The organism is Bacillus cereus group sp. BfR-BA-01331 (genome assembly GCF_022663915.1).
In the GTDB taxonomy this organism is placed as follows: Bacteria; Bacillota; Bacilli; order Bacillales; family Bacillaceae_G; genus Bacillus_A; species Bacillus_A mycoides.
The window spans coordinates 36,510-56,910 of record NZ_JAKUGJ010000004.1 but is presented as its reverse complement, the minus strand read 5'-3'; the positions used below and the strand labels follow the sequence as shown (position 1 = coordinate 56,910).

Here is a 20,401-nt window from a genome sequence, read left to right as displayed (position 1 = left end):
AAAACAGTCTTATATGACTGTTTTTTATTTAGATGCTAAATTATCAAGTTTCCAATATGTATCTGTTAACGGCGCAGCTTTGCTATCTATGTATAAATACATATTATTTAAATCTTTTGGAGAAGTTTTCATATTAAATACAATGTCGGTAGTTAAAGAAAACTCAGATGGAACCTTTTTAGCATTTTCATTTTGTATAAATTCACCTTCGTATTTTTCACCCGTTTTTTCATCTTTTATGAAATATTTTATTTCTGAAAGATCTATCGTTTGTCCGTCAGCACGAGCATTATTTATAGTAACGCGAGCTGTGAGACGCCACTCTTTGTCTATTTTATCGAATTTTGCATTTTCAACAGTTGCTCTATAGTATTCGTTTTTAAATATTTCCCCATAGTGCATTGCATTCTTTTCAAAAGCGCTCTTTTCTTGTTTTGGTGCAGTATTTCCACTACATCCTGCCATTATTCCTGTAAATAATAATGCTGTACAAGTTACTTTAATTATAGATTTCATAGTAATCCCTTTCTGTATTAAAAAGTAAAACATAGGAATAATTTTACATCAGTAGGAAGGTAAATGGAAGTATGTTTGTGGAATATGCAAATATACATTTATTTCGTTTTTAAGTTAACGGGATAGAAAGAGGGAGAAAAACTGTATAAAGCTGAATAAATAAGAATTGAAAATATTGTAATACAGAAAAAGCATGCATATAATTAAAATAAAGATTAAATTTCTGAATCTTCAATAATGGTGGTGGGAACATGTTTACTGAAGAGCGTAGAGAGAAAATTTTAGAGTTACTTAAGAAAGATGGAAGAGTAATCGCAAAGGATCTTGCTGAAATTTTTGATATGTCTATTGATTCTATAAGAAGAGATCTATCTATTATGGAGAAAGAGAATTTATTAAAAAGAACGCACGGAGGTGCAGTTGAACTTACGCGAGTGAGAAACTTAGCTGCCGAACCATCGAAACGTTATCGTGATAGTTCAATAGATGAAGATGCGATTGCGAAAGTTGCTGTATCCTACATACAAGAAGGAGATTCCGTTTTTATTGGCGGGGCTTCCATTCATTATGCCATGTTAAAGTATTTACCTGAAACATCATTTACAGTTATTACGAATGCTTTAGAAATTGCTAGTAAGTTACGGGAATATAAGAACATTGATACGTACTTAATTGGTGGAAAAGTGAAACCATCAGGAAATATGACAGATACACTGGCCTCTGAATTGATAAGTAGATTCTCTATTGATCTTTATTTCTCTACAGGTGGCGGTATTTCATTGAATGGTATAAGTACTGCGACACCGGAAGTTGCTTATTTTGGAAAAACAGTAAGTAAAATTGCTAGAAGAAATATTTGTTTAGCTCCTCATAATAAACTTGGAATAGACTGCTTTATAAAAGGAGAGTCACTGATAGAAATTGACCTTATAATAACAGATGAAGGGGCTAGTAAAGAAACGATTCAACAATTTGAGAAACAAGGTAAAGAAATTGTAATAGCGTCAATAGACCGCATTTAAAAGGAGTTTGAAATGATTATAAAAGGACAAGAGTTTCATATAAATGGATTAACTTATACAGTTCGTTCTGCAGTTCAAACGGATGCTGAGCAGTTATCAGAAATTAGAGTTCAGATCGATGGCGAAACTGAAAATATGGATAGAGAAGCTGGAGAGGGGTTTATTGATAAGATAGGGTTTCAAAAAATAGTAAAAACAGATAGTGAAGAGATGAAGAATCTTTTTTTAGTTGCAGAAGTGCACAACCGAATCGTAGGATTTTCGAGATGTGAAGGATCAAATTTGAAGAGATTATCCCATAAAGTAGAGTTTGGTGTTTGTATTTTAAGAGAGTTTTGGGGATATGGAATGGGTAAGAGTCTATTGCAACAATCTATTCAGTGGGCTGATGAAAATGAAGTGAAAAAGATATCATTGCAAGTGTTAGAGACAAATGAGAAAGCTATTCAGCTTTATAAAAAGTTAGGTTTGGAGGTAGAAGGTATTCTAAAAAATGATAAAAAACTGTCAGATGGTAAGTATTATAATACGGTAGTAATGGGAAGGTTTACTGATACTTTTCATAAAAGAGGTGAAGAAGTATGTTTTACAGAAGGAAATACTATGTAGTAAAAAATGAATTCATAGAAATATTTAATGATCATTTCAATGATACTAATTTACCTAATCAAATAAAATATGGTTCTCGTTTAATAGGACGCTGGATGAAAGATAATAATGATGGTACGACTGAAGTATTTGCAATATGGGAATATGATAGTTATGAACAGTATAAAGAAATTGAATCAAAAATTAGAAGCGACAAGATACATGTTAAAAGAATACATGATTGGTATGAAAAACATGGCGGGAAAGAATATGTTTTACAGGAGTACATATTAGAGTTAAAAAATGAAGAGTTAGTATGTACTGTAAAGTGATAGAGGGGTGAGGAATAATGGGAATTAAAACAAAATTATATTTTAGTTTAGCATCCACCATTTTATTTGCAATAGCGGTGATAGTTTTCTTTATAAACGGCAACCCACAAAAGTGGTTTTGGTTATGTATTTTCTTTGCGTCCATTATACAAAATATAGTTCTACTAAAAAAGAATAAAGAAGTTTATTAAAATATTCAAATTATTAACATATTTGTGTCATCTTTCTAGTTGTATTGAAAACGCTTTTATTCAGTTTTATAATAAAAGTATGTTTTATAAATCTCCAAAACAATTAATAGGGGAGATGATACAATGTTAGCTTCACCGTTTTACTTACATACATGGAAAAAGTTTGTTGATGAAGGAGTCCTTGATTCGAACCGTATAAACGAAAGAATTTCAGAGTCATGGCATCGATGTAAACAAGCAAATGTGAATCCTCATATGAATAAAGGTCAGAAAATTTTGTCTTCTGATATTTTTCAGGATCAAAAGAAAAAGAGTGAAATCTTCCTTGATATAGCAATACCTCAAATACAAAATATGAGAAGAACCATTGATGAACTGCAAATGATGGCATTATTAATTGATCCAGATGGTTATGTTCTATCATTAAGTGGAAATCAGCAAACGTTGAAACGAGCGAAACATATTAATTTTATTGAAGGTGTGAAATGGACGGAAGCAGCTGTTGGTACAAATGCGATAGGAACAGCGTTACAGATTGAAGAGGCTATTATGATAAGTGGTACAGAGCATTATTCTGTCGCATCTCATAGCTGGAGCTGTGCGGCCTCTCCGATTCATAATGATGACGGGAAATTAATTGGTGTTCTAGATTTCTCTTGTCCAATTGAGTTTTCACATCCATATATGCTCGGAATGGTAACTTCGATCGCGCATGCGATTGAACGTGAATGTAGTATTCGAGTACATCAAAATGAACTGCATTTAATCCATCGTTTTTTAGATGTAATTGACAGTGATGAACAAGTTGTTATTTGTAACCATCGTGATGTTATCGTTTCTGCGAGCAAGAGGGTTCGTGAACGAGTATGTAATTGGTCACGAATGAAACTTGAAGATTTAATGCACCATGGATTGAAACCTAAATTAGAGGTACCGGTATATGGTAATGATAGAATGATCGGGAAATGTATTTACTTAAAGGAAAATAAACAAGAAAATTTATTTTCTACTTACCCGTTTATAAACGGAATTACTTTCCCTGGAGTTATTGGGACAAGCAGCGTATTTCAACATACTTTAGAAGAAATTAAGCTTGTTTCACCAACTGACGCTAGTGTATATGTATGTGGTGAAACAGGTGTAGGGAAAGAATATGTAGCGAGAGCGATTCATGAAAATAGTCCAAGAAAAAATGGTCCTTTTATAGCTGTTAACTGCGGTTCATTACCGAAAGAATTAATGGAAAGTGAATTATTCGGTTATGCTGAAGGTGCGTTTACAGGTGCGCGGCGCCAAGGATATAAAGGGAAATTCGAACAAGCAGACGGAGGAACAATATTTTTAGATGAAATTGGTGAAGTGCCGCCAAAGATGCAAGTGGCATTATTGCGTGTTTTGCAAGAACGAACAGTAACCCCAATTGGTAGTTCAAAAGAGGTACCAGTAAATATTCGTATTATTACTGCGACACATAAAGATTTACTACGATTAGTAGAAGAAGGGAAATTCCGTCAAGATTTATATTATCGTTTACATGTTTATCCGCTATATGTTCCGTCGTTAATAGAAAGAAAAGAGGATATTCCGTACTTCATACAACATTTTTGTGAACGAAAGGATTGGAATGTTGTATTTCCAAAGAGTATTTGTAATCAATTTTCACAGCATACATGGCCCGGAAATATTCGAGAATTATTAAATGTATTAGAACGCATATACATTTTGTCGCAAGGACGGGAAATATGCGAAAAACAAATCTCTTTTTTATTACAAACAATGATGGGAAATCAACATCAACTTGAATTGCAAGCAGAAAATAAAACGGAGCATACATTAAATTTCCGTGAAAAAATACAGCGTGATAGCATGATTGAAGGGCTAGAAAAGACGAACGGAAATGTTTCATTAGCTGCAAAACTATTAGATGTGCCACGCAGTACGTTTTATAAACGTATGCAAAAATTTAGGCTATAAAAGTAGATTTTTGTAATCTACTTTTTCTTTATGGGCTCACGTTCTGTCGGAATGTGCGCTTGCCAGGGAAATAATAGAATAATTAGAAAGAAGATTTCCTGAAGGGGGTTAGCATGTGAAGTATATTGAAATTGGAATCGGGAATAGGTGGTTCATTCGAACGGAAACCGAAAATAAAGATGGAACTGAATTCGAGGAACGAGGAATTATTAAACCTATTTATTTTGAGTCTTTATATGTACGGATTTGGTTTCGGAAAACGTGTTTTATTTTTGATACGAAAGAGGGCTTTAAGAAAGTAAGAAAAAGTAGAGCTGAGTATAAGTTTATTGTTGGAATGGTGAGTAGGTTAAAACAATAGAATCACACAGGGGGGGGTTTTTATGATTAGAATTATCACATTCATACTCGCTTTTATTATAATGGGCTATTCTATTTACAGTTGGAATGATGATTCGAAGCAAAGTATGCTCATTTTACAATTACTTTTAGGTTTTATGCTTGCCGGTATGGGGATACACAACGTTAAGAAGGATGAAAAAGAGAATAAGAATATGGGGCCTTTGCTATTACTTACATCACTTTTTTGTATTATTGTATCGTTAATAAAATATTTTAAATAAACCGTTACTAAGCATATTGAGTAACGGCTTATTGAGGTTATAATGTGCTATTTATATAACCCCGTCGTATACATTACCGTTAAATTATGTACAATTTCTTCTAATTCTAGTTCTTTATCATTTTGCACGATTGTCCAAAGAAACGTTTCATTCATAGAGAACCAGCCGCATGCGACAATCTCTTTATTTAACTCAGTTCGTACTAATTCATTTTCCTGGGAATGAGTAATGTCTTGTATAATCCGTGTTACAAAGCGTTCGCGAATCTCATCCCATTTTTGACGTATTTCTTTTGAGGTTCTTATTGCTTCTTCAACAACTTGTAATATAGCTCTTTCTTCTTGTGCTAACTGTAAAAAAGCGCGCACTTGATTCTGAATCATATCTCGTGCTTCGGCCTTTGTTTGAGGGGAAAAAGAGCGATCAGCAATATCATAAAAGCGATTCATAACATCTTCCATCAAAACGACGAGGAGAGCATCTTTGTTTTTAAAATATACATATGCTGTTCCATAACCAGTTTCTGCATGTTTAATAATTTGCGTGATTGTAGTTTTCTGAAATCCGTTTTTTATAAACATAGTATAACCCGAATGTAATAGTTTCTTTTTTGTTTCTAAGGAGCGGTGTTTTCTTGTTGAAAGAGTAGAATTTTTCAAGGAATCACCTCTTTATACTGAAATATCTGAAAATATAATTGTATTGTAAAAGAAGTTTGTATATAAAGTCAACTGACATAATATCATTGACGTTATATCAATTTAAGTGATATATTTCAATTAGTTAGAATAAAAAGAAAATTAAAAGAAGGTGACACCATGTATAAAGAACCATTTCAACCAACTTATGAGTATGCGCTTGAATGTGATAAACATGATGAACTGAAAGATTTTCAATCTGAATTTTATAAAAAAGAAGGAACAATATATTTAGATGGTAACTCTTTAGGGTTGCTTTCAAAAAGAGCAGAGAAATCGTTACTCACCTTGCTAGATTCATGGAAAGAGTTTGGGATTGATGGATGGACTGAAGGTGAGCATCCATGGTTTTTCCTTTCGGAGAAATTGGGTGAATTGACAGCACCTCTTATTGGATCTTTACCGGAAGAAACGATTGTAACCGGTTCTACGACTGCGAATATACATCAAGTTATTGCGACGTTTTATGAGCCGAAAGGAATACGAACAAAAATTCTTGCGGATGAATTAACTTTTCCGTCAGATATTTATGCACTTCAGAGTCAAATTCGTTTAAAAGGCTTAGATCCAGATGAACATTTAGTACGAGTGAAAAGCCGAGATGGAAGAACACTTTCTGAAGATGATATTATTCATGCGATGACCGATGATATCGCTTTAATATTATTGCCTTCTGTACTATATAGAAGTGGACAAATTCTTGATATGAAGCGATTAACAGCTGAAGCTCATAAACGTGGTATTCATATCGGTTTTGATTTATGTCATTCAATCGGCTCCATTCCGCATCATTTTAAAGAGTGGGATGTAGATTTCGCTGTATGGTGTAATTATAAATATTTAAATGCAGGTCCTGGTGGTGTTGCGGGCCTTTATGTAAATAATAAACACTTTAATAGACTCCCAGGATTATCTGGTTGGTTTAGTTCTAGAAAAGATAAGCAATTTGATATGGAGCATTCATTAACTGCGGCTGACCATGCTGGAGCTTATCAAATAGGGACACCTCACGTATTAAGTACTGCACCATTAATCGGTTCTCTTGAAATTTTTAAAGAAGCTGGTATTGAAAAGTTACGTGAAAAATCATTACATATTACGAGATATATGCTTGATTTAATTGAACATGAATTAAAAGGCTTTGAATTTACAATTGGAAATCCATTAGAGGATGAAAAACGAGGCGGGCATATTTATTTAGAACATGCCGAGGCGGCACGTATATGTAAAGCGTTAAAAGCAAATGGGGTTATTCCAGACTTTAGAGCTCCAAATGGAGTTAGACTTGCGCCTGTTGCTTTATACAATACGTATGAGGAAGTATGGAATTCTGTACAAATCTTAAAGAACATTATGAAAAATGAAGAATATAAAAACTTTGAAAATAAGCGAGAGGTTGTGGCGTAAGCATGAAAACATCGCAGTGGATTGATATTTCACAACCGCTAAATAATGATATCGCGACATGGCCAGGGGATACACCGTTCTCGTATGAAGTTTCATGGTCAAAAGAAGACAGTGGCTCAGTAAATGTCGGAAAGTTAACGATGAGTATCCATACAGGTACTCATATTGATGCACCTTTTCATTTTGATAATGACGGTAAGAAGGTGTTGGATTTAGATATTCAAGTTTATGTTGGTCCAGCCCGGATCATTGACGTTTCTAATCTTGAAAGCATCGGGAAAAAGGAATTAGAAAACTTTCATTTAGAAGGTGTAGAACGATTGTTATTACGTACATCTTCACATGGTAAAGTAAATGAATTCCCAGATGTAATCCCGCATTTACGCGCAGATATTGCAGCCTTTCTTTCTGAAAAGGGAATTCGTTTAATCGGGGTGGACGTACCATCTGTTGATCCTTTAGATGATAAAGAACTAGCAGCGCATCATCAATTATTTAAACATGGAATTCATATTTTAGAAAATGTCGTACTAGATCACGTAGTAGACGGCGATTACGAACTTATTGCATTACCACTTGCATTAACAGATGCGGATGGGAGTCCAGTTCGAGCTGTTATTAGACCAATATAAGTAGAAATGAACACAAAGGGGCGTTTGGCTAATATGAAAGAAAATGAAAAGGTAATTATGGAAAAAGGGATTCATACGGATTTTAAAGAGAATATGACGTACGGAGAGTATTTACAGCTAGATAGCTTATTATCTAGTCAACAAAGATTATCAGATCATCATGATGAAATGTTATTTATCGTTATCCACCAAGCGAGTGAGCTTTGGATGAAACTAATTTTACATGAATTGAATGCAGCGATTGAATCTATTAAACAAGATAAATTACCACCAGCCTTTAAAATGTTAGCACGTGTATCAAAAATTCAGTCGCAAATTATTCAATCTTGGGATATTCTTGCGACATTAACGCCATCAGAATATATTGAGTTCCGCGATTCACTTGGTCAGGCTTCAGGTTTTCAATCGTATCAATATCGAATGATTGAATATGCACTTGGTTATAAAACACCACATGCATTAAAAATTTATGAAAAGGACCCAGAATTACATGCTCGTCTTCATAAAGCACTTCATGCACCAAGTTTGTATGATGTGGCGATACAAGCCCTTGTTAAAGAAGGATTTCCAATTCATAAAGATGTGTTAAATCGTGATGTTACGCAGCCTTACGAAGAGGATGCAACTGTAGAAGCGGCTTGGATAGAAGTGTATGCGGACGTGCAGAAATATTGGGATTTATATCAGCTTGCAGAGAAATTAATCGATATTGAAGACTGGCTACAACAATGGCGTTTCCGTCATATGAAAACGGTAGAACGAATTATTGGTCATAAAATGGGAACAGGTGGCTCTTCTGGCGTATCTTATTTAAAGCGAGTGCTTGATCAATGCTTCTTCCCAGAGCTTTGGAACGTTCGAACGAAATTATAAAAATAAACTTGTCAGCTATTAAATGCTGGCAAGTTTATTTTTTTGTTTTAATAACAAATATGATTTAATAGAGAGAACGAGATGAACTACAAATATTACATAACCGTTTAGATGGAGGAAGATTTCTTGAATTTCGAGCAATTACAAAATAAATTTGAAAAGAAAAAGGTTAATGCATTTCTTGTTTATCAAAAGGGGGAATTAACGACTGAGTACTATAAAACGATAGACTGTGCAAATGACTTATTTAAAATTAATTCGATTACAAAAAGTATCGTATCTATATTAATTGGTATCGCAATTGATAAAGGATTTATAAATAATATACATACACCAATCACAACATGGATTCCAAATGTACCGGAGAATAAGAGGGAATTAACGCTGTATCATTTATTAACGATGACAACAGGAGAAGATTGGAAAGAGTTCGGAAATGGGGTTGTTTTCCCGAATGATTTTGTGGAATCAGACAATTGGGTGCAATACATTTTAGAAAAGCCGCTCATTGAAGAAATGGGTACGAAAATGAATTATAACTCAGGTTCTTCCCATTTACTTAGTTACATCATTCAAGAATCAACTGGAATGTCGACGGAGCAGTTTGCGAAAAAGTATTTATTTGAGCCGTTAAACATTACGGAGTATGAGTGGCAACAAGACCCGCAAGGTATATATGTTGGCGGATTTGGTATGAAAATGAAATCTATAGATTTATTAAAGTTAGGAAAATTATGTTTGCAGAATGGATATTCGAAGGGAAATGAAATTATATCATCGAAATGGTTAGAGCAATCAAGTACAGCTCTATTTGAAACGTATGAACATGTCGGGGCATATGGATATCACTGGTGGGTGTTAAATAACGAAAGATTTCACATACCGTATTGTATGTATTTTGCTATGGGATACGGAGGGCAATACATTATTATCATTCCGCAGTTAGAGCTCGTAGCTGTTATTAGTAGTCACATGCCTAAACGTGGCCTCGTACCATTAAAGTTATTTATAGAGCATATAAAAGAGAATTCCAATCATAAATAAGAAGAGACAGGAGGTGTTTTATGAGAAGTGCAAAAATGATAGCGATATTAAGATTGTTTTTAAGTCTTTTAGCGTTTAGTGCACTTGTTACTCAATTTGTTACAAGAGCACAAGTGAAACCGTTCAATCCAGTTAATTTTTTTAGTTACTTCACAATTGAAAGCAACATTTTAGTGGCGGTAATTCTTCTATTAAGTAGTTTAGGGACAACCCTATTTGGACGTTCGGAGCAGTTTGGAGTTCTTCGAGGTGCAGCTACAGTATACATACTGACTACAGGGCTTATTTATTTTTTGTTATTAAGGGGATTAGAAGAGTCACTTCAAACACCGATACCGTGGGTCAATACTGTGCTTCATTACATCATGCCGTTAGCGATGATTTTAGATTGGGTTATAAATCCACCTACGAAGACCATTACATGGAAACAGGCTGCGAGTTGGCTTGTTTTCCCGCTTTTATATGTTGTCTATAGCTTAATACGCGGGCCATTCGTGAATTGGTACCCATATCCGTTTTTAGATCCGAGAATAGGTGGATATGGGAGAGTATTTTTATATAGTATAGGGATATCCGTTGTTATTGGAGCTATTTGCGGATTAGTAAAAATGTTAGGGAATCGATCTTTGCATATAAAAAATAATCCTCCTTATTAAGGAAGAAGTACATAAAGAAACCTCTGTCTGTATGTAAAGACGGAGGTTTTTTTGTTTTACCGACTTGTCTTCTGAAAGGACATCTTTAAAAATTCCTCTGTTTTCGTATCAAACTCTACATCCACAAAAACACCATACTCTTTTCCACCCTCACGTAGCCATAATTTAAACTTTTCAACTGTTATTTGAACAGTTTTTGGTTGTCTACCTATATGAAGGTAATCGATAATCTCAGCTTTCGGATATTGTTCTTTCGTTTTTTCAACGGCTAGTTTACCCCATTTTGCATAGGGTGGCTGTGCGCGAACAATAGATGGGTCGGTATGTATATTTGAACATATTGTTATTAAAAAAAATATAAATGCTGTACGTACGAGGAATCGCTTCATAATAAGCTCCTTTTATTCTTTTTGTATATTGTTTACATATTTCTTCAAGCATATAAGTTTGGATTTTTTTGTCTTCTTTACATAAAAGCGAGGGTTTTACAAAACATAACCATGAAATCATTTCCGTAATTAAGGAGGGAAATACATGCGTCAAAAAGCTGTTTTTAAGATAGCGATCTTGCTTGTCTTTATCGGGCTATCTTTAATGGTAAGTAGTATACAAACCAAAAATGTGGAAGCCTTTTCTAATCAAGTGATTCAAAGAGGGGCATCTGGAGAAGATGTCATTGAACTGCAAACTCGTTTGAAATATAACGGATTTTATACGGGGAAAGTTGATGGTGTTTTCGGATGGGGTACATATTGGGCGCTTCGAAACTTTCAGCAAAAATTCGGATTGCCAGTTGATGGTTTAGCGGGTGCTAAAACGAAGCAAATGCTTGTAAAGGCAACGAAGTATGATAAGTCGACCGCTAATAAAGATACTACAACTAATAAAGGGAACAGTGGTGGAGGTACACAGGAAAATAAGCCGCCAAAAAGTACAGGGACAAATGTTCCAAACGGTTATTCTCAAAATGACATTCAGTTAATGGCAAACGCTGTATACGGAGAATCCCGTGGTGAGCCGTATTTAGGACAAGTTGCAGTAGCTGCGGTTATTTTAAACCGTGTCACAAGTGCATCATTTCCAAATACTGTTTCAGGAGTAATCTTTGAGCCGAGAGCATTTACAGCAGTAGCAGATGGACAAATATATTTAACGCCAAATGAAAATGCGAAAAAAGCCGTATTAGATGCGATCAATGGATGGGACCCAACTGGGAATGCATTATATTATTTCAACCCAGATACTGCGACAAGTAAATGGATTTGGACTCGTCCACAAATTAAAAAAATTGGTAAGCATATTTTCTGTAAATAGAGCGGAGGTGGAAACATGTTACGAGGTATTATCATCGTATTGTTAACAGTAGGTGTAGTCGGAACAGGGTATTGGGGCTATAAAGAGCATCAAGAGAAAAATGCAGTATTAATTCGAGCGGAAAATAGTTATCAGCGTGCGTTTCATGATTTAGCATATGAAGTTGATTTATTACACGATAAAATTGGAACAACACTGGCGATGAATTCACGTTCCTCATTATCGCCAGCTTTAGTAGATGTATGGCGTTTAACATCAGAGGCTCGTTCTGATGTAGGACAATTACCTTTAACATTAATGCCATTTAATAAAACGGAAGAGTTCCTTGCGAATATCGGTGATTTTAGTTATCGTGCAGCGGTTCGTGATTTAGAAAAAGATCCGTTAAATGATCAAGAATATAAAACGTTACAAGGTTTATATTCAAATGCAGCAAATATACAAGATGAACTGAGAAAAGTGCAGCATCTTGTATTGAAAAATAATCTTCGCTGGATGGATGTAGAAATGGCTCTTGCGTCAAACCAAGATCCAGCAGATAACACAATTATCGATGGATTAAAGACGGTAGAAAAGAATGTAACATCATATTCGTCCACAAACTTTGGACCGACTTTTACAAGTGCACAAAAGAATAAAAAAGGCGGATTTGAGGCAAAAGGAAAGGCGATTTCGAAAGAGGAAGCGGAAAAAATCGCGAAATCATTTTTAAACTTAAAAGGGAATGAAAAAGTAGAAGTTGAGAAAAGTGGAAAAGGTGCAAAAGAATTATTCTACAGTGTGAAAATTCAAGATCCAGCAACGAACAATGAGTATTATATGGATATTACCGGAAAAGGTGGATATCCAATTTGGGTAATGAACAACCGAGAAATTAAAGAGCAAAAAATCAGTTTAAATGATGCAGGAAGTAAAGGATTGACGTTTTTAAAGGATCACAAGTTTACAAATATGGAGCTGTTTGATAGCTCTCAATATGATAATATCGGTGTGTTTACGTACATTGTAAATGAAAATGGAGTGCGTATTTATCCAGAAGCAATCCAAATGAAAATTGCTTTAGATGATGGGTCGATTGTTGGTTTTTCCGCAAAGGAATATTTAGCATCACATCAAAAACGAACGATTCCGAGTGCGAAGCTAACCGCTGCTGAGGCGAGAAAGAAAATTAACCCCGATGTAAAAGTTATGGAAGAACGTAAAGCTGTAGTAGTAAATGACTTGCATAATGAAGTACTTTGTTATGAATATATTGGTACTTTAGGGAAAGATACGTACCAAATTTTCATTAACGCAAATAGCGGTGCAGAAGAAAAAGTGAAGAAGATGCAAGCTGTTGAGAAAATTTATGATTAAACATCAATGATAAAGTGGTGAAAATAATGAAAATCATTATATATATGTTAATGCTTTGTTTCGTTATTACTGGATGTAGCATTGGAAAAAAAGACAATCCTAATGAAAAGCCAGAACAAAAAAATGTCTCGATGAAAAATGTTACGTATACAAATAAATCAAATAAGCCAAATGAAAAAGCAGCTGATCATCTGGCATCTTTAGCTGCAAGTATACCTGGTGTAAACGATGCTACAGCAGTAGTAGTTGGGAAGTATGCTGTTGTAGGTATTGATGTGAAAGCGAAACTTGATCGAACTCGCGTTGAGTCAATTAAGTATTTTGTTGCAGAAAGTTTAAAGAATGACCCGAACGGTGCAAATGCAGTCGTTGTAGCAGATGTTGATACGTATGAAAGACTAAAACAAATAGGCAAGCAAATCAAAAAAGGTAAAACTGGTGAAGGCATACTTGATGAATTAGCAGCAATTGTTGGCCGAGTAATGCCGCAAGTTCCAAATGATATGATTGAAAATAGAGAAACGAATCCGATTAAAGATAATGATAAACAATTACCAAAAGATGAAGAACAAGAACTACGAAAAGAACAAGAAGATCAGTCAAATAACCATTTGAAAAAATAGTGAAAACCCCGTACTAAATTGTACGGGGTTTTTCTGTAAGATTAAATATTCAGTTTATTTTCAAGGGAATATATGGTTTAATAATGAGGGGAGGGACAGCCGTTATGATGAAAAAAAGCGCACTCATATTAGGTAGTTTATGCATAGGTTTTAGTATGACAGCGTGTGACCAGAAGAAAGAAGTGAAGAAGAAAACAGCTATGTCTTCTACTATAACGGAAAATAAAAAGCAAGAGACCATTAATATAAATCATTTCTCAAATATTAATGAAGGAATGACTTATTTAGAAGTGAAAGATTTAATCGGTTTTGAAGGGGATTTACTCATAGAAGAAGGAGAAGAACATTCTACACGAATTAAGCAAATTTTTGCTTGGAAAGGAAACGATCCAAAATCATTTGCTAAAATAACATTTTTGGATGGAAAAGTGCATTCTAAAACACAGCAAGGTTTAAGTTAATAACTTGAAGGAATGGGAGAGTTAAGCATGAACATACATACAAGCGAAATACAATTAGTGCCGTATAAGGAGCAATATAAAGAGATAATACAATCATTTACTTTACCAAGTGAACAAGTTCAATTTACAGCGAATCCAGGTGAATTACTGGAGAAAGCGAAAAATGATCGAACGAAAAATGTAGTTGTTATTTTAGACTATAACGGAGTACCTGTCGGTGTATTTATATTACAAACAGGTGATAGGGTACAGGAGTTTACAGAAAATAAGGATGCCATACTTTTAACCTCTTTTTCCGTTAATCACAATAAACAAAAGAAAGGATATGCTAAAAAATCATTGGCGTTATTACAAGACTTTGTAAAATATTATTATCCAATAAAAAATGAAGTGATTCTCGCTGTAAATGAAAAAAATATTCCGGCACAAAAGTTATATGAGAAAGTTGGATTTCAAGATAAAGGGTTTAGAAGAATGGGACCAATTGGACAACAATTCATATTACATTTACCTATAATGAGATAACAAAGCTTACAGCCCTTTCCGAACGAGAAAGCCCATCGCCTTTAGGCATGGGATGAAAGTGAGGTTGGATACGGAGTGCCACTGAAAATCGAAAGGTTAAGTATCCAAAGTATAGGTAGTTTCTTCAAGTCTTTTTGTTGTGATTTTTCGAAAGTAAATGATACATTGTAACTAGAATCAATGATGATAGAAGTACGTTTCAAAGTGTTTGAGAGGAAAATCTCCTCACCTCATGTAGTTGTAAAGTTTATGGACACGTTCTTATTTTGTTTCTATTGCTAGAAATGTATCACATGAACGATGTTGAAAATCAAAAAACAAGGGGATGAAACGTATGTCACAGACCCTAACAGTGAAAGTGAAATTGATTCCAACAAAAGAACAAATCCGTTTATTAGAACAAAGTAGCCAAGAATATATCAAAGTCATAAATATACTTGTATCAGAAATGGTTGAAGCACAGAAAAGTACGAAAAAAAGCACAAAAGATATCGAAGCAAATATCCCAAGTGCGGTGAAGAATCAAGCAATCAAAGACGCAAAAAGTTTGTTTGCTACAAAAGTAAAGAAAAGCAATTATAAAATCATTCCGATTTTAAAGAGGCCTGTTTGTATATGGAACAATCAAAATTATTCGTTTGACGCCACTCATATTTCAATCCCGTTTAAGGTAAATGGAAAGTCCACTCGTTTAAAGGTCCGAGCTTTATTAATCGATAAAAACAATCGCAATTTGGATTTGCTAAAACATAAGTTAGGTACACTTCGCATCACAAAGAAATCGAATAAGTGGATTGCTCAAATATCTGTCACGGTTCCTACAAATGAAAGAGCAGGGACGAAAATTTTAGGAGTAGACCTAGGTCTCAAAGTCCCTGCGGTAGCGATCACAGATGATGACAAGGTTCGTTTCTTTGGGAATGGTAGGCAAAATAAATATAGGAAGCGTAAGTTCCGTAGTGTTCGTAAGAAGTTAGGAAAAGACAAAAAAGTGAATGCAATTCGGCGATTTGATGATAAAGAACAAAGATGGATGCAAGAAAAAGATCATAAAATAAGTCGTGAAATCATTAATTTTGCGATTGCAAATCATATTTCTGTCATTCGATTAGAACAATTAACGAATATAAGACAGACGGCAAGAACAAGCCGTAAAAACGAAAAAAACCTACACACTTGGTCATTCTATCGTTTGTCAAAATTTATTGAATATAAAGCGATATTAGCTGATATTCAGGTTGAATATGTGAATCCAGCTTATACAAGTCAAAGCTGTCCGAAATGTACTGAAAAGAACAGGGCACAAGACAGAAAGTACAAGTGTCCATGTGGGTTTGAGACACACCGTGATATCGTTGGGGCGATGAATATTCGCTACGCAACTGTGATTGATGGTAACAGTCAATCAGCCTAAGCACCTATATGGTCTGGTTTAGGAGGGGCAATGAGATGCCCTCATCTTGAAGGCTGTTCAAAACAGAAATAGACTGCGAACGCTTAGTTATTCAAGAATCCCACCCGTAATTCCGTAAGGATCCAGGCTTGCGACTTTAGTCGTGGGAGTCTCAATCTTGAAAAAAATCATGTAGTAAGTTTTTTTATTTGAGATATTTTCCGTACATGATATGTTAGATGTATTAAAGTAAGTATTCGAGAAGCATGAAGGTGCAAAACAATTCGCTTGTTAAGCATGTAAATACGTGAGGGGTAAGCATATGACAATTTATATTGCACTACTACGGGGAATTAATGTAGGTGGACATAAAGTAATCAAAATGGCAGATTTGAAAATAATGTTTGAATCAATAGGGTTAAAAAGAGTGAAAACATATATTCAAAGTGGAAATGTAGTGTTTGAGTCAGAAGAAGAGATAAGTTTTTTAAAGGAACGAATTGAATGTGAAATTAACAACGTTTTTGATTTCAATGTTCCAGTCATGTTACGAGCAAATGATGAATTTATTAATATTATTAAAAAGTGTCCTTACGAGACCCATTCGTTATTAGAAGGAGAAAGTGTAAATGTGGCCTTTTTAGCTAATCCACTTTCTGAAGAAGACAGTAAGCGGTTACTTATGTACAAAAGTGACATAGAAGATTGCCATATCGAAGGAAGAGTAGTGTATTTATTTTTCAAAAAAAGCATTCGGAATTCTAAACTAATGAACCAGTTTCAAAAATTACATACGCCAGCTACAGTAAGGAACTGGCGGACTGTGAATAAGCTGAAAGCAATAGCAGAGGGTTTTTAAACATAAAAAAGTGGTTTTCTGTAAATAGAAAACCACTTTTTTTATTTATATTGTTTGGCGACAATGAGTTCAACGATAGGATAAATAAAGAATGAAGAACAAAGTGCGATAAAAAGGGGAAGGTTTTTTACACCATCCAAATTGGAACCCATAGAAAATCCTTCTGACCAGAATAATATAAGAAACATAACACCTACAAGAACAAAATACGCGATTTTAAAGCTTTTATATGTAATTTGTTGTCCCATCTCATCTTGACTTTCTTCTGACACGCCGTGAAGATCTCCCCATGTAATATGATTGATGAGGTAACTAAGTATTAAAGCGCTTGTGAAAATTGTTCCACCTAAAATCGTACCTTCAGTAATGTATTTATAAGCTCCGTGTATAAGTACTCCGAGTAATGATAAAACGATTGTTATTAAAATAAATTTTTTATGATTCATATTAGAACAACACCTCCACTTTTGTAAAAAACTCTTTACATCCATAGTATAAAATTGGAAAAGTTTTATGTCAAACATTTTTTACATATGAAGTGAATGTTTATGATATTTTGTTTAAAGGATGAAGAAAAAATTACATTACATTTGAATGTAAAAGAATGGGCTCGCATATATTTGGAAGGGATGTCAGATTAATTTAGGGGGTAGTTATGTCTATTCTTTTAAAAGCTGGTGCAGATGCAGGAAATAATGGTTTGAAGTTAATGGTGAAAGGGCAGGAACCTATTTTTATTCCGAGTATTTATTCCTTATATATAGGTGAGTCTACGGGGTTGTTAGATGAGGGTGAAGTTTCATCGTCAGAATTAGAGAATCACATTGATGTGACCATTAGTTCTCCATCGCTAATGTTAAATAATGTACGATACATCGTTGGAGAAAAAGTGATTCAAGATCAATTAAAAGGTACTGAAGTGGAGAAAAAATCAAATAAATCTACTGATGAGTTAATGGTCATTACAATCCTTTCAGGTTTAGCGATAAGTGCTATGCGTCAAAGCCCTACTTCAAGTCATATTAATATTCGTTATGATTTATCTGTTGCTCTTCCAATGCAACTTATTACACAGGAAATTGCTGCTGAAAATGCGAAACGGTATATGGGTAATCACAAGGTCATATTCCATTATCCAAATGGACACGATGTTACGATTAATGTTTCTATTGAGTTTTGTAAATGTCTACCTGAAGGCGCTTCTGGGACGTGGGGGATTGTATATGATGAGGAAGGAAATGTTGTGAAACATAAAATAGAATGTGAACAAAATCAAGTTTCAGAAATTGATTTTGTAGATAAAACTTTATTGTCTTTTGATATTGGCGCGGGGACAACGGAAGAAGTTGTTTCATTAGGGGTAAATTTCCGTCCGCAATTAAGTAAAGGATTATCATATGGTGTAAAAGAAACGTTACTACAAATTATTACGAGATGGAATCGGAAATATCCTACGAAAACAATTGATAGCATTACAGAATTTAACCAAATTTATTTAAATGAAAAGCACCCAAGAAATGCATTGTTAGTTGAGGAATCGCAGCCAGCATTTTTAGGTTTAGCAGCACGTGTCGCAACGGATATTATTAACAAAATTGATGATATGAAAGACGATCCATATGTATTTATTTATGGTGGGGGCGCAGTTATTATTAAAAATAGCTTAAAAATGATTTTGAAACAAAAAGGACGCTTGAAAAATGTGATTTTTGTAGATAACCCGTTATTCACCAATGCTCGTGGGTTATTAGTATATACATGCTCGCCAAAATATAGAGAGCATAAGCAAAAAGAGTTAGGGTTTACAAACTTAACGATAAGTTAGTTGGTGGAAGTATGCGATCTAGGCGATATAAACGTGGTGATCGAGTGAAAATTAATATTAATAAATCAGTATCGCCTGAAATGATTGCTTGGCTTAATAAACAATCTAATCCAACTAATTTCTTTTTCTTTGCGGCCCAGCAATTATTTAAACAAGTAGGAGATATTGATGTATCAAAAACCTTGCCAAGTAGCCATGTTTTTTCTTTATATATAGAACCATCATCTCTATTAAAAGTTGAAATGAATCCATTTAAACACGTACCACTAGAAAATAGTAAATCCACCGAAAATGTAAAAAAAAAATCGTGGGAATCTGTTGATCAGTTAGATTGTCCATTTTTTTAAGCATAGAAAAATATAGGTAGAGCCCATCACTATACATACGAATGCAGTGATGGGTTTTTGATATTGTATCGTAATCTTTATAAAGTGAAACTATAATCAGTGGGGGTTTTGTTCATACCCCACTGATTATTAGCCTTCACCAATCGGGAGTTTTACTGCCCACAAATAGCGGGATAAATAGAAGGGGCAAAACAATTTGTGCCCCTTCTAATAGTTGTTCTTATCTTATACGGGATATATGTTCTGAAACTGCTTTAATAATTTCATCCCAGTCATCAGGATGATTCTCATGTCCTGTACCTTCAAGGGGTAATAGCTTTGAGCTCGGAATTTCATCAATAAGTGCGAGTCCATGTTCAAGTGGAAGAGCTGTATCGTCCGTACCATGAATTACTAAAGTAGGTACTAGTAACGACTTTAGGATACCTTCATAAGAATCATCACCTGTAAGGAGGGCGTGATTAAACATACTTAATAGATTGTTAGCACGTTCTATTTCTTGCTTTACTTGTTTTAAAGTTCTTGCTTCATCAAATATACGCTTTGATCCACAGAGTAGACGTGACCCTGTAATTAAATATTTCGCTATAACATCTTTATTTGTCCAATCTAAATTTGCACCATTAGCATGATGTGTCAAAATTCTTTCATCCATTGGAGGCAAATCACGAGTATTGTTATCAGATCCAATAACGCTTGTTGCTAGTAATGTTAAGGTCAAAATTCTTTCTGGGTGTTTTACTGCAGCAATTTGAGCAATCATACCTCCTAATGACATGCCAAAAAGGTGTGCTTTGTCAATATGATACGCATCGAGTACTCCGATTGCATCTTCAGCCATGTCTGCTACAGTGTAATTGGAAGTCCCAGGCTCATATGTAATAGAGCGACCAACATCACGGTTATCATAGCGAATGACAAATCTTCCTGTGCTAGCTAACCTTTCACAAAATTCTTCATCCCAATAAACCATTGAACACGTAGCTCCCATAATTAATAATATTGCTGGGTTATTAGGATTGCCAAAGCTTTCTGTACATATATCGATACCGTTTACTTTGAAAACTTGTTCACTCATAGCACACTCTCCGTTTCATTTAAAGGTCATTAATAGATAAAGAGAAATATAACTTTGGGTGTTT

25 protein-coding genes are annotated in these 20,401 nt (G+C 34.5%); 20 read left to right on the top strand and 5 right to left on the bottom strand.

Annotated features, from left to right (window positions below; translation table 11 throughout):
- Positions 1-24: 24 nt before the first annotated feature.
- Positions 25-516 carry a hypothetical protein gene (locus MR155_RS09030; protein ID WP_060751402.1) on the bottom strand — a complete coding sequence of 164 codons (492 nt, stop codon included), beginning with the start codon at positions 514-516 and terminating at the stop codon, positions 25-27.
- 251 nt (positions 517-767) lie between these two features.
- Between MR155_RS09030 and MR155_RS09025 the strand changes: the two genes are divergently transcribed.
- The 6 genes from MR155_RS09025 to MR155_RS09000 all read left to right on the top strand — a co-directional run bounded on the left by MR155_RS09025 (position 768) and on the right by MR155_RS09000 (position 5,246).
- Entirely contained in the window at positions 768-1,538 is a 771-nt protein-coding gene (locus MR155_RS09025) for a DeoR/GlpR family DNA-binding transcription regulator (protein WP_219302550.1), read from the top strand.
- 12 nt (positions 1,539-1,550) lie between these two features.
- The gene (locus MR155_RS09020; protein WP_107886811.1) at positions 1,551-2,147 is read left to right on the top strand and encodes a GNAT family N-acetyltransferase; all 597 of its coding nucleotides are present in this window, start codon (positions 1,551-1,553) and stop codon (positions 2,145-2,147) included.
- Positions 2,120-2,458 (top strand): NIPSNAP family protein, encoded by a 339-nt coding sequence (locus MR155_RS09015; protein ID WP_002127705.1) that lies wholly within the window; start codon positions 2,120-2,122, stop codon positions 2,456-2,458. Before MR155_RS09020 ends, MR155_RS09015 begins: the two co-directional genes overlap by 28 nt.
- A 314-nt stretch (positions 2,459-2,772) precedes the next feature.
- Positions 2,773-4,623, top strand: a complete 1,851-nt coding sequence (locus tag MR155_RS09010) for a sigma-54-dependent Fis family transcriptional regulator (RefSeq protein WP_242309338.1) — start codon at positions 2,773-2,775, stop codon at positions 4,621-4,623.
- A 115-nt stretch (positions 4,624-4,738) separates the two neighbouring features.
- The gene (locus tag MR155_RS09005; protein WP_000873838.1) at positions 4,739-4,984 is read left to right on the top strand and encodes a DUF3977 family protein; all 246 of its coding nucleotides are present in this window, start codon (positions 4,739-4,741) and stop codon (positions 4,982-4,984) included.
- A 22-nt stretch (positions 4,985-5,006) separates the two neighbouring features.
- Complete coding sequence (locus tag MR155_RS09000; RefSeq protein WP_242309336.1) at positions 5,007-5,246, top strand: DUF3953 domain-containing protein; 240 nt, start codon at positions 5,007-5,009, stop codon at positions 5,244-5,246.
- 47 nt (positions 5,247-5,293) lie between these two features.
- On the opposite strand, the gene MR155_RS08995 is transcribed toward MR155_RS09000, so the two are convergent.
- On the bottom strand, positions 5,294-5,905 hold the full coding sequence (locus tag MR155_RS08995) for a TetR/AcrR family transcriptional regulator (protein ID WP_002165668.1): 612 nt from the start codon (positions 5,903-5,905) through the stop codon (positions 5,294-5,296).
- A gap of 159 nt (positions 5,906-6,064) precedes the next feature.
- Between MR155_RS08995 and kynU the strand changes: the two genes are divergently transcribed.
- The 5 genes from kynU to MR155_RS08970 all read left to right on the top strand — a co-directional run bounded on the left by kynU (position 6,065) and on the right by MR155_RS08970 (position 10,556).
- Positions 6,065-7,351, top strand: a complete 1,287-nt coding sequence (gene kynU, locus MR155_RS08990; RefSeq protein WP_002032712.1) for a kynureninase — start codon at positions 6,065-6,067, stop codon at positions 7,349-7,351.
- A 2-nt stretch (positions 7,352-7,353) separates the two neighbouring features.
- Positions 7,354-7,983: an arylformamidase gene (gene kynB / locus MR155_RS08985; protein ID WP_078185613.1), complete on the top strand. Its 630-nt coding sequence runs from the start codon at positions 7,354-7,356 to the stop codon at positions 7,981-7,983.
- A gap of 33 nt (positions 7,984-8,016) precedes the next feature.
- Positions 8,017-8,856 (top strand): tryptophan 2,3-dioxygenase, encoded by an 840-nt coding sequence (kynA, locus tag MR155_RS08980; RefSeq protein ID WP_000661975.1) that lies wholly within the window; start codon positions 8,017-8,019, stop codon positions 8,854-8,856.
- 126 nt (positions 8,857-8,982) lie between these two features.
- Complete coding sequence (locus MR155_RS08975; protein WP_113936327.1) at positions 8,983-9,900, top strand: serine hydrolase domain-containing protein; 918 nt, start codon at positions 8,983-8,985, stop codon at positions 9,898-9,900.
- Between the two features lie 20 nt (positions 9,901-9,920).
- A complete protein-coding gene (locus tag MR155_RS08970) occupies positions 9,921-10,556 on the top strand; it encodes a Pr6Pr family membrane protein (protein WP_219302544.1) in 636 nt (211 codons plus the stop codon).
- A 56-nt stretch (positions 10,557-10,612) separates the two neighbouring features.
- On the opposite strand, the gene MR155_RS08965 is transcribed toward MR155_RS08970, so the two are convergent.
- Positions 10,613-10,945, bottom strand: coding sequence for a DUF3889 domain-containing protein (locus tag MR155_RS08965; RefSeq protein ID WP_219302542.1), 333 nt, complete (start codon positions 10,943-10,945; stop codon positions 10,613-10,615).
- A 145-nt stretch (positions 10,946-11,090) separates the two neighbouring features.
- Here MR155_RS08965 and sleB point away from each other — a divergent pair, with 145 nt between their 5' ends.
- The 7 genes from sleB (at position 11,091) to MR155_RS08930 (ending at position 17,087) form a co-directional block, all read left to right on the top strand.
- Positions 11,091-11,870 carry a spore cortex-lytic enzyme gene (gene sleB, locus MR155_RS08960; protein ID WP_002013086.1) on the top strand — a complete coding sequence of 260 codons (780 nt, stop codon included), beginning with the start codon at positions 11,091-11,093 and terminating at the stop codon, positions 11,868-11,870.
- A 15-nt stretch (positions 11,871-11,885) separates the two neighbouring features.
- Entirely contained in the window at positions 11,886-13,226 is a 1,341-nt protein-coding gene (gene ypeB / locus MR155_RS08955) for a germination protein YpeB (protein WP_242309334.1), read from the top strand.
- Between the two features lie 26 nt (positions 13,227-13,252).
- Positions 13,253-13,849, top strand: a complete 597-nt coding sequence (locus MR155_RS08950; protein WP_242309331.1) for a YhcN/YlaJ family sporulation lipoprotein — start codon at positions 13,253-13,255, stop codon at positions 13,847-13,849.
- A gap of 104 nt (positions 13,850-13,953) precedes the next feature.
- Positions 13,954-14,310, top strand: coding sequence for a hypothetical protein (locus MR155_RS08945; RefSeq protein ID WP_002127693.1), 357 nt, complete (start codon positions 13,954-13,956; stop codon positions 14,308-14,310).
- Positions 14,311-14,337: 27 nt separating this feature from the next.
- Entirely contained in the window at positions 14,338-14,835 is a 498-nt protein-coding gene (locus tag MR155_RS08940; protein WP_219302539.1) for a GNAT family N-acetyltransferase, read from the top strand.
- Positions 14,836-15,169: 334 nt separating this feature from the next.
- Positions 15,170-16,249 (top strand): RNA-guided endonuclease InsQ/TnpB family protein, encoded by a 1,080-nt coding sequence (locus tag MR155_RS08935; protein ID WP_219302537.1) that lies wholly within the window; start codon positions 15,170-15,172, stop codon positions 16,247-16,249.
- Positions 16,250-16,550: 301 nt separating this feature from the next.
- Positions 16,551-17,087, top strand: a complete 537-nt coding sequence (locus MR155_RS08930) for a DUF1697 domain-containing protein (RefSeq protein WP_242309329.1) — start codon at positions 16,551-16,553, stop codon at positions 17,085-17,087.
- Positions 17,088-17,128: 41 nt separating this feature from the next.
- On the opposite strand, the gene MR155_RS08925 is transcribed toward MR155_RS08930, so the two are convergent.
- On the bottom strand, positions 17,129-17,533 hold the full coding sequence (locus MR155_RS08925) for a hypothetical protein (RefSeq protein ID WP_242309326.1): 405 nt from the start codon (positions 17,531-17,533) through the stop codon (positions 17,129-17,131).
- A 209-nt stretch (positions 17,534-17,742) separates the two neighbouring features.
- Between MR155_RS08925 and MR155_RS08920 the strand changes: the two genes are divergently transcribed.
- Positions 17,743-18,912 carry a ParM/StbA family protein gene (locus tag MR155_RS08920; protein WP_242309324.1) on the top strand — a complete coding sequence of 390 codons (1,170 nt, stop codon included), beginning with the start codon at positions 17,743-17,745 and terminating at the stop codon, positions 18,910-18,912.
- A gap of 11 nt (positions 18,913-18,923) precedes the next feature.
- A complete protein-coding gene (locus MR155_RS08915; RefSeq protein ID WP_002085171.1) occupies positions 18,924-19,259 on the top strand; it encodes a hypothetical protein in 336 nt (111 codons plus the stop codon).
- 220 nt (positions 19,260-19,479) lie between these two features.
- On the opposite strand, the gene mle is transcribed toward MR155_RS08915, so the two are convergent.
- Complete coding sequence (mle, locus tag MR155_RS08910; protein WP_242309322.1) at positions 19,480-20,337, bottom strand: BCA family alpha/beta fold macrolide esterase; 858 nt, start codon at positions 20,335-20,337, stop codon at positions 19,480-19,482.
- Between the last annotated feature and the right edge of the window lie 64 nt (positions 20,338-20,401).

What these genes read in the sequence shown, in the direction of transcription:
- MR155_RS09030 (WP_060751402.1), bottom strand. Translation starts at nt 516, where the DNA reads ATGAAATCTATAATTAAAGTAACTTGTACAGCATTATTATTTACAGGA.
- MR155_RS09025 (WP_219302550.1), top strand. Translation starts at nt 768, where the DNA reads ATGTTTACTGAAGAGCGTAGAGAGAAAATTTTAGAGTTACTTAAGAAA.
- MR155_RS09020 (WP_107886811.1), top strand. Translation starts at nt 1,551, where the DNA reads ATGATTATAAAAGGACAAGAGTTTCATATAAATGGATTAACTTATACA.
- MR155_RS09015 (WP_002127705.1), top strand. Translation starts at nt 2,120, where the DNA reads ATGTTTTACAGAAGGAAATACTATGTAGTAAAAAATGAATTCATAGAA.
- MR155_RS09010 (WP_242309338.1), top strand. Translation starts at nt 2,773, where the DNA reads ATGTTAGCTTCACCGTTTTACTTACATACATGGAAAAAGTTTGTTGAT.
- MR155_RS09000 (WP_242309336.1), top strand. Translation starts at nt 5,007, where the DNA reads ATGATTAGAATTATCACATTCATACTCGCTTTTATTATAATGGGCTAT.
- kynU (WP_002032712.1), top strand. Translation starts at nt 6,065, where the DNA reads ATGTATAAAGAACCATTTCAACCAACTTATGAGTATGCGCTTGAATGT.
- kynB (WP_078185613.1), top strand. Translation starts at nt 7,354, where the DNA reads ATGAAAACATCGCAGTGGATTGATATTTCACAACCGCTAAATAATGAT.
- kynA (WP_000661975.1), top strand. Translation starts at nt 8,017, where the DNA reads ATGAAAGAAAATGAAAAGGTAATTATGGAAAAAGGGATTCATACGGAT.
- MR155_RS08970 (WP_219302544.1), top strand. Translation starts at nt 9,921, where the DNA reads ATGAGAAGTGCAAAAATGATAGCGATATTAAGATTGTTTTTAAGTCTT.
- MR155_RS08965 (WP_219302542.1), bottom strand. Translation starts at nt 10,945, where the DNA reads ATGAAGCGATTCCTCGTACGTACAGCATTTATATTTTTTTTAATAACA.
- sleB (WP_002013086.1), top strand. Translation starts at nt 11,091, where the DNA reads ATGCGTCAAAAAGCTGTTTTTAAGATAGCGATCTTGCTTGTCTTTATC.
- ypeB (WP_242309334.1), top strand. Translation starts at nt 11,886, where the DNA reads ATGTTACGAGGTATTATCATCGTATTGTTAACAGTAGGTGTAGTCGGA.
- MR155_RS08950 (WP_242309331.1), top strand. Translation starts at nt 13,253, where the DNA reads ATGAAAATCATTATATATATGTTAATGCTTTGTTTCGTTATTACTGGA.
- MR155_RS08945 (WP_002127693.1), top strand. Translation starts at nt 13,954, where the DNA reads ATGATGAAAAAAAGCGCACTCATATTAGGTAGTTTATGCATAGGTTTT.
- MR155_RS08940 (WP_219302539.1), top strand. Translation starts at nt 14,338, where the DNA reads ATGAACATACATACAAGCGAAATACAATTAGTGCCGTATAAGGAGCAA.
- MR155_RS08935 (WP_219302537.1), top strand. Translation starts at nt 15,170, where the DNA reads ATGTCACAGACCCTAACAGTGAAAGTGAAATTGATTCCAACAAAAGAA.
- MR155_RS08930 (WP_242309329.1), top strand. Translation starts at nt 16,551, where the DNA reads ATGACAATTTATATTGCACTACTACGGGGAATTAATGTAGGTGGACAT.
- MR155_RS08925 (WP_242309326.1), bottom strand. Translation starts at nt 17,533, where the DNA reads ATGAATCATAAAAAATTTATTTTAATAACAATCGTTTTATCATTACTC.
- MR155_RS08920 (WP_242309324.1), top strand. Translation starts at nt 17,743, where the DNA reads ATGTCTATTCTTTTAAAAGCTGGTGCAGATGCAGGAAATAATGGTTTG.
- MR155_RS08915 (WP_002085171.1), top strand. Translation starts at nt 18,924, where the DNA reads ATGCGATCTAGGCGATATAAACGTGGTGATCGAGTGAAAATTAATATT.
- mle (WP_242309322.1), bottom strand. Translation starts at nt 20,337, where the DNA reads ATGAGTGAACAAGTTTTCAAAGTAAACGGTATCGATATATGTACAGAA.